At 62.2% G+C, this 12,334-nt stretch carries 7 protein-coding genes and 1 pseudogene; 5 read left to right on the top strand and 3 right to left on the bottom strand.

What is annotated here, in order from left to right; translation table 11 throughout:
• Positions 1 to 326: 326 nt before the first annotated feature.
• Positions 327 to 1,268: an aldo/keto reductase gene (locus JMY28_RS31675; RefSeq protein ID WP_201699849.1), complete on the bottom strand. Its 942-nt coding sequence runs from the start codon at positions 1,266 to 1,268 to the stop codon at positions 327 to 329.
• A 372-nt stretch (positions 1,269 to 1,640) separates the two neighbouring features.
• Here JMY28_RS31675 and JMY28_RS31680 point away from each other — a divergent pair, with 372 nt between their 5' ends.
• The 5 genes from JMY28_RS31680 to JMY28_RS31700 all read left to right on the top strand — a co-directional run bounded on the left by JMY28_RS31680 (position 1,641) and on the right by JMY28_RS31700 (position 8,962).
• Positions 1,641 to 2,858: a flagellin gene (locus tag JMY28_RS31680; RefSeq protein ID WP_201699850.1), complete on the top strand. Its 1,218-nt coding sequence runs from the start codon at positions 1,641 to 1,643 to the stop codon at positions 2,856 to 2,858.
• Positions 2,859 to 3,003: 145 nt separating this feature from the next.
• Complete coding sequence (gene fliD, locus JMY28_RS31685; RefSeq protein ID WP_201699851.1) at positions 3,004 to 4,620, top strand: flagellar filament capping protein FliD; 1,617 nt, start codon at positions 3,004 to 3,006, stop codon at positions 4,618 to 4,620.
• A 23-nt stretch (positions 4,621 to 4,643) separates the two neighbouring features.
• A complete protein-coding gene (fliT, locus tag JMY28_RS31690; RefSeq protein ID WP_201699852.1) occupies positions 4,644 to 4,943 on the top strand; it encodes a flagellar protein FliT in 300 nt (99 codons plus the stop codon).
• A 244-nt stretch (positions 4,944 to 5,187) separates the two neighbouring features.
• On the top strand, positions 5,188 to 8,289 hold the full coding sequence (locus JMY28_RS31695; protein WP_201699853.1) for an O-linked N-acetylglucosamine transferase family protein: 3,102 nt from the start codon (positions 5,188 to 5,190) through the stop codon (positions 8,287 to 8,289).
• Positions 8,231 to 8,962, top strand: coding sequence for a class I SAM-dependent methyltransferase (locus tag JMY28_RS31700; protein WP_201699854.1), 732 nt, complete (start codon positions 8,231 to 8,233; stop codon positions 8,960 to 8,962). The genes JMY28_RS31695 and JMY28_RS31700 overlap by 59 nt, the downstream gene beginning before the upstream one ends.
• A 156-nt stretch (positions 8,963 to 9,118) precedes the next feature.
• Here JMY28_RS31700 and JMY28_RS31705 read toward each other — a convergent pair whose 3' ends face one another.
• Together JMY28_RS31705 and JMY28_RS31710 are read right to left on the bottom strand one after the other, a co-directional pair.
• Complete coding sequence (locus JMY28_RS31705) at positions 9,119 to 10,948, bottom strand: O-linked N-acetylglucosamine transferase, SPINDLY family protein (protein WP_201699855.1); 1,830 nt, start codon at positions 10,946 to 10,948, stop codon at positions 9,119 to 9,121.
• A gap of 194 nt (positions 10,949 to 11,142) precedes the next feature.
• Positions 11,143 to 12,334, bottom strand: a pseudogene (locus JMY28_RS31710) (heme utilization protein); the annotation flags it as partial.

Consider the following 12,334-nt stretch of genomic DNA (forward strand, 5'->3'; position numbering starts at 1 on the left):
GCGCCGGCCCTCCGGTCGTTCGCCACACTGGGGCTAAACGAGAGGCAAGGCGGCCACGGAGGCCGGAAAAGAGAAGTAGGGGGTTCACAGCGGAACGCGATCAGGTCGACCTTGCTGCAACACACCTGACCGCCGGTTTGCGGCCGCCAACAGTAACGAACACGGCAACAAAACAGGCAAAGATCTCAATTCACTCTCAATGATATCAGGAAAGGATCTGCCTGACCAGGGTTTCTTGATTCCAGTCAGTCACTTGCGCGGCGTGCCGCAGCCGCCGCGCAAGTCCCGTCAATTAGGACACCTGGATTAATGCCCCTTCTTGCTCGTCAGGCACTCGCGTCATTGAGCGCCTGGATATCGGCCGGATCAAGCTTCAGCCGCACGGCCGCCGCAAGACTCTCCAGCTGATCCAGCGAGGTCGCGCTCGCGATCGGCGCGGTAATGCTCGGGCGCGCGATCAGCCACGCCAGCGCGACCGCCGCGAGCGTGCTGCCGTGACGTTCGGCCACGTAGTCGAGCGCCGCGAGGATCCGGATGCCGCGGTGATCGAGGTACTTCTCGACGCGTGAGCCACGCGTGCTCTTCGCGAGATCCTCGCGCGAACGGTACTTGCCCGAAAGAAAGCCGCTTGCGAGGCTGTAATAGGGCACGACCGCGAGTTTCTGAGCCATGGCCACCGGTTCAAGATCGGCCTCGTAGTGGGCGCGGTCGTACAGGTTGTATTCGGGCTGGATGATCTGGTACGCGGGCAGTCCCGACTTCTTCGAAACCGCGAGCGCCTCCTCGACGCGTGCGCCCGTGTAGTTCGACGCGCCGATCACGCGCACCTTGCCGCCCTCGATGAGGCGCTGGTACGCGCCGAGCGTCTCCTCGAGTGGGACCTTCTGGTCGTCCTCGTGAGAGAAGTAGACGTCGATGTGATCGGTCTGCAGACGGCGCAGCGAATCCTCCACGGCAGCCGTAATGTTCGCGGCGGAAAGCCCCGGTCGGCGCGCATCTTTTGCGACCTTCGTTGCGATCACCACCTTGTCGCGTTTGCCGCTCTTCGCGATCCACTTGCCGATGATCGTCTCCGATTCGCCGCCGTGGTTGCCGGGCACCCACGCGGAGTACACGTCGGCGGTGTCGATGAAGTTGAGGCCGGCGTCGGTGAAGGCGTCGAGGATCGAGAACGAGCTGGCTTCATCAGCGGTCCAGCCGAAGACGTTGCCGCCGAACATGAGCGGGGCGACCTGCAATGAGGACGTGCCGATCCTGCGTAGTTCCATGGGGCCTCCAGAAAAAGGGCGAACGGGAAAGCGTTGAGGATACGCCGCCTCGTGAGGCGCTGCAGCCGGCACGGGCGCACGGCCAGGAGCGCTCCGCCGGCGGCGCCACGCTAAACCACGCGCAATACCTGCCGTAAACACGCTTGCAAACTGCATTACGCAGTCGTAGGCGCGGGAAAGAGCGGCAAGCACGCAGCGGCGTAACAGGATTTTTATGCGCCGCGCAAATGAGGTCTCGATTGTCGATGCTTCCCCTCAAGTTTTTTTTACCCACGCCGACAACCTTCACTGAGGCGGCCAGCAATGAAAGATTGCTTCCGTCGCGGCCATAGTGGCTTGTAACGGGCTTCCAGCCCGCTTAGGAGAATTTCCATGCTCGGAATTAACAGCAACATCAACTCGCTCGTCGCGCAACAGAACCTGACGGGCTCGGGCAGCGCGCTGTCGCAAGCAATCACGCGCCTGTCGTCGGGTAAGCGCATCAACAGCGCAGCTGACGATGCAGCAGGTCTCGCGATCTCGAACATCATGCAGACCCAGATCAACGGTCTGAATCAGGGCGTGTCGAACTCGAATGACGGCGTTTCGCTGGTCCAGACGGCATCGAGCGGTCTCTCGTCGCTGACGAGCAGCCTGCAACGTATCCGCCAGCTGGCTACCCAGGCAGCCAACGGCTCGATGACCGACGACGACCGCGCAGCACTGCAACAGGAAGTCTCGCAGCAAGTTTCGGAAATCAACCGTATCGCGTCGCAAACGACGTACAACGGCATGAACGTGCTGAACGGCACGCTCGGCAACGTGTCGTTCCAGGTCGGCGCTAACGTCGGTCAAACGATCAGCCTGAGCCTGACGCAAAACATGTCGGCGGCTTCGATCGGCAGCGGCGTGCCGCAAGCTGGCCAGACGCTCGGCTCGTACACCGGCCTGAGCCTGAACTCGGACGGCACGGCAGACGTCGACGCAAACGGCAATTCGGTCGCCGGCGCAGCCATCACCTCGATCAATGTGGTCTCCGACGGCAGCGGCGGCTTCACGTTCACGGACCAGAACAACCAGGCGCTGAATTCGACGGCCGTCAACGCCCTGTTCACCGCAACCGGCGCTACGGTTACCGCCGACGCCAATGGCAACGGCATTATCCAGGGCTCGGGCACGGCACTGTCGCTCTCCGACTCGAATCTCGAGGCTCTGGACGTGGCAGCTACCTCGGGTGCGGGCGCCTCGACGGCCGAAGCCGCAGTGACGTCGCAGATCAACTCCTACAACGTGCCGACGGATGTTGCAGACGTCAACATCAGCACGGCAAGCGGCGCAAGCATGGCCATGGAGTCGATCGACAACGCGCTGAACACGCTCAACAACCTGCAAGCCACGCTCGGCGCAGCACAGAACCGCTTCACGGCAATCGGCACGACGCAGCAAGCTCAGTCGACCGACCTGTCGAGCGCACAGTCGTCGATCCAGGACGCTGACTTCGCGCAAGAAACGGCTAACCTGAGCAAGGCGCAAGTGCTGCAGCAAGCTGGTATCTCGGTGCTCGCACAAGCGAACTCGCAGCCGCAGCAGATCCTGAAGCTCCTCCAGTAATACGAGCTTCTCTAGCCCAAGCGTTGCGCGCCCGGCCGCCATACCCGTGAGTGCAACGCAAGCCAATCGGGAGGATCGCCTCCCGATTGGCGTTTTCCAGACTTGAACCGATTCACACTGCAACGCCGACGCACGGAGCCCCTTCATGTCCACCGTATCCAGTTCGACTGCCAGCACGATTGCAAGTAGCGTCGCCGCTACGACCGCAGCGAGCAATGCCGCTTTGCAGGAAGCCGCCCAATCGATCGTCAGCGGCTCGACCGGCAACTCGTCGATGGACGTGAACTCGCTCGTCACCGCGCTCGTCAACGCCAAGACTGCCGGCACGGCCGCTACGATCAGCGCCGAGCAGACGCAGGACAACACCGAAATCTCCGCGTACGGCGCGCTTTCCGCCGCGCTCTCCGCACTCCAGGCAGGTCTCTCGCCGCTCACGGACGGCACGACCCTCAATGCATTCAGCACGACGACCAGCGGCACCGGCATCACGGCCACCGCAGGCAGCGGCGCGGCAGCAGGCACGTATTCGCTCGACGTGAAGCAGGTAGCGCAGGCACAAGTGCTCACCTCGACCGGCTACAACGCGACGACAGCGCTCGCATCGGGCGCGTCCACGATGACGCTGACGGTCAACGGCGCAAGCACCACGATCTCGCTCAACAGCAGCAACAGCACCGTTGCAGGCATTGCTTCGGCGATCAACTCGGCCAGCAACAATCCGGGGGTGACGGCAACGGTCGTTAATGGCGCAGACGGCGCCCACCTCGTATTGCATTCGACCTCGACGGGTGCTTCGAACGGCATCAGCATCGCGATCAACGATACGAATTCCGGCGATGCGCTGAACGGCCTCGCGGTGACGACCACGGCAGGGACGGCGATCACGAACTCGAGCGCGAGTTCGAGCGACCTCACCGCCAACCAGTCGACGCTCTCCTACACCGACAGCAGTGGCGCGACGGTGAGCGGCGTCACGAGCACGGGCACCTGGACGCAGTCCACGGCTGCAGAGGACGCCTATTTCACGATCGACGGCACCGGCGCCACCAGTTCGACGAACAGCGTGACCTCCGCGCTGTCCGGCGTCACGCTGACCCTCACGGCAGCGGCCGTCGATACGTCGAGCACGGGCAGCGGCGCACAAACACTCACGGTTTCGCAGAACACGGGCGCCGAATCCAGCGCGATCAACAATTTCGTCACGCTGTACAACACGCTCGTGACGACGATGGCCACGCTCACGTCGTACAGTTCGACCTCGACGTCGCAAGGCGTGCTGCTCGGCGACTCAACGCTGAACATGATTCAGAACCAGCTCGCGACAATCGTGGCGACGGGCGTGAAGAGCGGCAACACGACGACCAGCCTCGCGTCGATCGGCGTCACGCTCAATAACGACGGCTCGCTCTCGGTCGACAATGACACGCTGAACACGGCACTGCAGAACAATCAGTCGACCGTAGCAGCGCTGTTCAATTCGACCACCGGCGTGGCCGCCCAGTTGAACAACAACATCACGAGCTATTCGTCTAGCACGGGCGTCATCACGACGCGTACCAACGCGATCCAGACTGACCTGACGAACCTTTCGACGCAGCAATCCAATCTCGCGGACTACCAGTCGCAGCTCACCAGCATGTACACCGCGCAGTTCACCGCGCTCAACACGCTGATGGCGACGATGAACAGCAACCAGCAGTACCTCACGCAGCTCTTCGGCGGCACGAACAGCGCGGGCGCGCTGGCCACCAACAAGAGCTGAGCGCACCCAGCAGGAGAGACGACATGGAATTCGCAGCGCCCATCGATCGCATCTGGCAGATCACGAAAGACATCGAGCAGGCGGCGGCCGTCGGCGAGTGGGAAAAGGCGGCCGAGCTTGCCAACGAGCGCTCGCCGCTTCTCATGTCGCTCTCCGTGCAGCAGACGGGCGCCGCGCTCGATGTGCTCAAGCGGGTCCACGCCATCGACGCGCATATCGCCGCAGCGGCACAGTCGGCGCAAACCGCATTGAGCGCCGAATTCCGCACGGCCATGCAGGCTACGCGGAACGTGAACCAGTATCAGCGCGTCGCGCAGTTCTGAAACCCAGGCTTCGCTGCGCACTCACGAACAATAACCAACGATTGCGTCCTTAGCGGCGCATTTGCGTACCTAGGCCCGCCTTGTGCGGGCTTTTTCTTTGCGCGCCCTCTTTTTGCGCGACGGCCAATGCCCTCTGGCGGTCGAATTGGCATCCGTTTTGACGCCAACTCGGCGCATTACCGGAAGGGAGGGGCCGCCATAATTTCCTTACCATTGCTTCCCGCGACGCAAGCTCGCCTTTGTCATGACTGCTTTCCCGACTCCGACCGAAACCACCACGCTGGCCCCCGAATCGCAGCCAGGAGGCGACATCGAACTCGCCATGGAAACCGCGATCGAACATCATCGCAGAAAGGAATACGCCCCTGCCGCCGCACTCTACGCCGCCGTCCTCGAGCGCGTGAGCGATCATGTCGACGCCCATTACCATCTTGGCGTGCTGCGCATGCAAACGGACCAGCCAGCCGAGGCCGTGGCGCATTTCGAGGCCGCGCTCGGTCAGGTGCCGGCAAACGGGCAAATATGGGTCTACTACATCAACGCCCTTGTCGGCAGCAATCAGCTGGAAGCGGCGCGGATCGCACTCGCCATCGCGCATCGGGAATACGGCCTTCCTGCAGAGGCCGTCGAGACGTTGAGCGCTCGCATCAGCCAGCCCAATGCCTCAAGCGAGGCCGCGCCGGCAGCGTTGCCCGAAGCCTCGACGGAAAGCGATAGGCCTGCGCCCGAAGCGCCTGAAGCGGCGGCCACTGGGCAAATCGATACGCGCCGGGCAACTCCGAGGGAGATGCGCCAATATGTGCAACTCGTCAGCAGCGGGAAAATCGATGCCGCGTTGAAGGTCGCCCAACGCCTGACGAAGCAATATCCGTCGCACGGCGAATGTTGGCTTACGCTCGCATCCGCCCTGCGAAACGTGGGCGATTACCCAGAGTCCGTGGGCGCCGCGGAGCGTGCCGCCGACTTGCTGCCCAATGACCTCACCGCCCTGACAATGCTGACCGACGGGCTGCTTATCACCCGCCAGTATCGGAAAGCCGAAGTACGCTGCCGCCAGGGTCTCGAAAAGCATCCTGAGAGTCCAGCGCTGCATCGCACGCTTGGCAGTACCTTGCAGGCGATGGGTCAACACGCCGAAGGTCTCGCCCATGCTCGCCGCGCGGTCGAACTGGCGCCAAACGACGCGCTCGAAGTCGACGCGCTTGGCAACGCCCTGATGCTGCATGGACTGTATGACGAAGCGGAAGCCACCTTTCGCCGTGCGCTCGAACTGGCACCGATGCAGGCCGCAACACGCAGCAACCTGCTGTTCTGCCTGATGCACAAGATTGATCTCGATGCGGCAAGCGCATTCGCGGAATTCCGCGAGTTCGCGGCGCACCAGGAAGCCCCGCTGCGCGCGCGCTGGCCAAAACATACCAATGACCGCGATCCATCACGGCGCTTGAAGGTCGGCTTCGTTTCGGGAGATCTGGTTAATCACCCCGTCGCTTATTTCTTTCTCGCTGTGCTGGAGTATCTGGCGCGCGACACCAGCCTGTCGCTGCACATCTACTCGAACTATGTGATCAGCGACGGCTTCACGAAGCAAATCCGGGCGCACGCGCAAGAGTGGCACGAAGTCTTCAGCATGAACGCCACCGCACTCGCGCAGAAGATCCGTGACGACGGCATCGATATTCTCATCGACCTATCGGGCCATACCGGCCGCAACCGGCTCGTGACCTTCGCGCACAAGCCGGCCCCGGTTCAGGTGAGCTGGATCGGCAATCCGGCTACGACCGGCCTGACGGCCATCGACTATTACATGTCGGACCGTTTCGTCACGCCGCTCGAACAGTTCGCCGATCAGTTCTCCGAAAAACTCGTGTTTCTTCCGGCGCTCGCGCCATTCAAGCCTCACCCGCAGGCACCGGACGTGAACCCGTTGCCTGCCCTGAAAAACGGCTACCTGACGTTCGGCAGTTTCAGCCGGCTCGTGAAGGTCGGGCCGGAAGTTGTCGCGCTATGGGCGCGCGTGCTGCGCGAGGTGCCGAATTCACGCATGCTCATTGGCGCAATTACGGCGCCGGAGCAGATGACCAAGCTCGCCAGAATGTTCGCGGACGAAGGCGTCGCCCCCCAGCGCATTGGCTTTCTTCAGCGTAAGGGCGTGACGACCTATTTGCAGCAGCACAATCTGATTGACGTGTGTCTCGACGCGTTTCCCTTCGCCGGTTCGACCACCACGATGCAGGCCCTGTGGATGGGCGTGCCCACCATGACGCTGCCCAGCGTCTCGATGGCAAGCCGCGGCAGCACGGGATGGCTGTCACACCTCGGGCTCGACGAGGCATTCGTCGCGCGGGACAAGGACGACTTCGTGCGCAAGTGCGCCGCGTTGGCCGACGACCTCGACGCACTCGCAACGGTACGCCGCGAGCTTCGTCAGCACTGCATGCAATCGCCTCTTATCGACGCGAGCACGATCGCCGATGCGACCTCGCGCGCACTGCGCATCATGTGGCAGCGGTGGTGCGATGGGCTCGAACCGGAGCATTTCGAGGTGCTGGCGCGAACCGAAGATACGCCAGCGTTGCCGGGCGCCATTCTGGTTCCCGACGCGCAAGCGGCCCTGCGGCAAGCGCTAGTGATCGACACCGGCGGCATCCCCGCAGAATTGAAACCGATTCGTTTCGTCTGCGGCACGCGTTGCAGTCGTCAGGAATTTTTTAGTGAAACGGCGCTTGGGCGCTCGATGAAGCTTTACGAAAACCAGCCCGGCATGCAGCTTCAGCTGTTCGACAACAATACGCGCGGACTTTCCAGCATCTACAACGCGGCAATCGATTATGCGAAGCACCATCCGGCCATTCTCGTGTTCGTTCACGATGACGTCTGGCTGAGCGACTACTTCTGGAGCGAGCGCATCCGTGAATCGCTCGCCCATTTCGACGTGGTGGGTCTTGCCGGCAACCTGCGCCGGTTGCCTCGCCAGCCGGCATGGTGCTTTGCCACGCCGGACCTGCGTCGAGACGAACTGAAATACCTGAGTGGAACCGTCGGCCACGGCAAGGGCTTCCCGAGCAACAACGTATTGAACTTCGGCCCCTCCAGACAGGAATGCAAGCTCCTCGACGGCCTTATGCTGATAGTGGATAGCGAAACGCTCGAGACCAGTGGACTGAGTTTCGACGAGCAGTTCAAGTTCCACTTTTACGACATGGACCTCTGCCGCCAGGCCGAACTCAAGGGCCTGCGCATGGGCACCTGGCCGTTGAGCGTGGTTCACGAAAGCGTCGGCTCGTTTGGACCGCGCGCCTGGCGCGAAGGTTACGACCTTTATTTGGGCAAATATAAGGATTAGTACGGTGGATCAAACTCCTGTGCATCAGAATCACAACCCGGATCTGCTCAAACTCATGCCAACAGCCGCCCGGCGCGTGGTGGAGGTGGGTTGCAGTTCCGGGGCCCTTGCGCGCGAATACAAAAAGTCAAATCCGGCTGTGCACTACACCGGCATCGAAATCGTTCCGGCCTACGCCGAGATGGCGCGTGAGCACTGTGACCGCGTGGTCGATGTTGATATCGAACGGGTAGCCATCGAGCAGTTGCGCAAGGACTTCGAGGCCGACTGCTGGGTCTTCGGAGATGTGCTCGAACATCTTTACGATCCCTGGGCGCTTTTGAAAAAAATCCGCGAGTCGATGGATCGTGGCGGGTGCGTCGTAGCGTGCATTCCCAACGCGCAGCACTGGAGTGTGCAGGCACGTTTGAGCATCGGCGATTTCCGGTATCAGGATTCAGGCTTGTTCGACCGCACGCATATCCGGTGGTTTTCGCGCGTCACGATGCTGGAAATGTTTCGCAATGCGGGTTTTGTCGTCGACGCCGGCAAGGCCCGCGTGTTCAACGAACCGCAACGCGAAGCCTTTTTGCCCGTTATTCGTGCGATGGCAACGGCAGCGGGCGCCGATGCGAACCTCGCGGTCGAGGACTCGAAAGCCCTCCAGTACGTGTTCAGGGCAACCGTGGCGTAAGCGCAAGCCTCGCGGTAATTCGCGACACAATCGCCTCAGCCCGCCTCGCGCGGGCTTTTTTCTTCTGGGCAAGGCCCGGGCCGGTTCGGCGTTCGAGCCAGACAATCGACGCGGCGCCGTTCAACTCGCGCCGCGTCTGCTTTTCATGCCTTTGCCTTAAGCAGCGAGTTCGCCCACCACGCGCTTGAAGTGCTTCTCGAGATTGCGCACGAACTTGGGCGTGTCGTAGAGCACGCCGCTCTCTTTGACCTGCGCAAGTTCGCCTCGCAGGCGGCGCAGTTCATTCGGATCGTTCGCGAGTGCGACCGCCTTTTCCTCATAGTCTTCCCAATTGTGGGTAATCAGTTCCGGCAGCCCGGCGGCGGTCAGGAGCGCACCGGCCATGCGTGAGGCGAACGACTGGCCCGAGCAGGTCAAAAGCGGGAGGCCCGCCCAAAGCGCATCGTTGGCAGTGGTGCCCGCGTTGAACGGGAACGTATCGAGGAACAGGTCGGCGACCAGGTAGCGGGCGAGATAGTGTTCGGGCGTCACACGCGGCGCGAACACGAGGCGCTGCGGATCGATGCCACGCTTTTGCGCTTCCTTGCGCAGATTGGCTTGTGCCCAGACGTTGTCCGCGAGCAACCAGAGCACGCTGCCGGGCGCGCGCGCGAGAATGCGCATCCAGACGTCGAAGACCTCTGGTGTGTATTTGAAATTGTTGTTGAACGAGCAGAACACAACACCGTCTTCAGGCAATCCGCTGTCCTTGCGCGACGGCGCGGCAGCAATCACGCGCTGACGGTCGCTCACCTGATAGACGTCGGGCATGTAGAGCGGCGTCTCGGTGTAGTACTTCACAGACTTCTTCGGGATGACGAATTGATCGGCAACGACATAGTCGATGAACGGGAAGCCTGTAGTGGCCACGAGTCCGAGATAGGTCACCTGGATCGGGGCCGGGCGCGCGGCGAGAATTTGCGGGCGCGCACCGAGTGTCTGCCCGTGCAGGTCGACAAGAATGTCGATCTCGTGCTTGCGAATCAGCTCCGCTGCGGCCTGATCGGAGAGATCGTCGATGCGTTCGAAATGATCCATGCCGCGAATCACGCGCTGGCGCAGTGCCGAGCCGTCTTCTTTCGTCCAGCAAAAGCCGTATACCTCGAAGCGCTTGCGGTCGTGCAGTTCGAACAGTTCGGCGGCCAGCATGGCGATCGGATGCAGGCACAAATCTGAAGACAGATAGCCAATACGGATCTTCTTGTGTCCGTAGTTTTTCTTCTCCGCCAACGCGGGCACGTCGCAATTGAGCTTGGCGGCGACGAATTGGCGAGCGGCAGCCAGCTGTTCCTCGAGATCGTCCGATTGGGAGATCATTCCAAGTGCAGAGGTCGAGCGGCGCATCAGCGCGGGATCGACGCCTGGCAGCGACGCGTAGACCGGCCATTCGCAGGCCCGCGCGCGCAAGAAGACGAGATGATGCAACACGTCCGGCTGCGACGGATCGATTTCCAGGCTCTTGATGAGCCAGTTCATCGCCTCCGCGTAATTGCGCTTGTTCTCATGAATTCGGCCGAGATTGTTGAACGCCTGCATACGCAACGGCGCGTTCTCGGCATCGGTGGGCGAGGCGGTATTCGCAACCCAGGTCCATTCGGCGATCGAAGCGTCAATCTGGTCCATCCGCTCATAAATGATGGCGAGATTGACGTGCGCTTGCGCAAACGAAGGCGCAAGCTCGACGACGCGCAGGAAAGCGCTCTTGGCCTCTTCGGTCAGCCCGAGCGCGTTGTAGCTCGCGCCGAGATTGAATAAAACGAAATGATTGAACGGCGTGTTGTTGCGGGCGAGCCAGGTCTGGTAAAGCACAGCAGCCAGTTCATGCTGGCCGGCCGCGCCCAGCGAAGAACAGTAATCCACGACCTCATTCAGGCTGAGGCCAGCGCGCCAGGCCGACACGAGCTTGCCTGTGTATCCGGCATCGACCGGATTCGTCTGGGAAATCATAAGTAGATGGAGTTGAGCAAACGTTGTCGGACAGTCGCCTCAAATGGCAGTAGCCCTCAATAAAAGAGGCCAAGCATACCTTGGGGTGGTAGGCCTGGCCTCGTGAACAAAACGTTCTGTAGTGTCTCCGATACGTCCCCCACGCGGCCCTTTCGGGCGCGCGCGGGAACGTAACCGTGCGCTAGCTTCAGCGCTTAGTGAAGATGCAGCGCCTGGAGCTGATTGCTGTTGAGACCCGCGACCTGTGCCGACGTCAGCGCGTTGACCTGGGTGCTGGTCAGCGAGCTCAGTTGGCCGGTGGTCAAGCCGCTGGCCAACTGGCTGCTGGTCAGGCCCGAGATCTGGCCCGTCGTCAAGCTCTGCAGAGCGTTGCTGCTGAGGCCCGCGAGACCCGCGGTCGACAGCGAGCCGATCTGGCTCGAGCTGAGCGCCTTCGCTTCGGCCGACGTCAGGTTCTGAAGCTGCGACGATCCGAGGTTCGAGAGCTGTGCGGTGCTCAGACCGGCCACCTGACCCGTGGTCAACGAGGCGATTGCCAGCGTTGCCAGCTGGGCCGTGCTCAGCGCATTCAGCGTTGCCGTGCTCAGCGACTGCACCTGCGTGCTGGTCAGCGAGGCGATGCCAGTCGTGCCAAGACCCGCCGCGAGTTGCGAGCTGTTCAGCGCCTTGAGATCTGCCGAGTTCAGCTGCTGCACCTGCGTCGAGCTCAGTGCCGCGAGCTGGCCCGTGCTCAGACCCGAGACCTGTGCGCTCGTCAGCAGGTTCACCGACAGCGTCGCCAGCTGCGACGTCGTCAGCGCGTTGAGCGCCGTCGAGGTCAGCGACTGCACTTGCGACGACGTCAGCTGGCCAATGCCCGCCGAACCCAGCGCCTGCACTTCAGCCGTGTTCAGCGCGTTCAGGTCCGCCGTGCCGAGCTGCGCGACCTGGCTCGACGTCAGCGCCTTGATACCCGCCGAACCCAGACCATTCACAACCTGGTTCGTGCTCAGCGCCTTGACGTCAGCCGAACCCAGCTGCTGGACCTGGCTCGAGATCAGGCTCGACAGCTGGCCCGTGCTCAGACCGGCGACCTGACCCGTCGTCAGCGAAGCGATTGCCAGCGTTGCCAGCTGCGCCGTGCTCAGCGCGTTCAGCGCCGTCGTGCTCAGTGACTGCACCTGCGTGCTGGTCAGCGAGGCGATGCCTGCCGTGCCAAGACCGTTCACGAGCTGGCTCGTGTTCAGCGCGCGCAGATCTGCCGAGTTCAACTCCCGCACCTGCGTCGAGCTCAGTGCCGCGAGCTGGCCCGTGCTCAGACCCGAGACCTGTGCGCTCGTCAGCAGGTTCACCGACAGCGTCGCCAGCTGCGACGTCGTCAGCGCGTTGAGCGCCGTCGAGGTCAGC

Source organism: Paraburkholderia hiiakae (assembly GCF_904848665.1).
In the GTDB taxonomy this organism is placed as follows: Bacteria; Pseudomonadota; Gammaproteobacteria; order Burkholderiales; family Burkholderiaceae; genus Paraburkholderia; species Paraburkholderia hiiakae.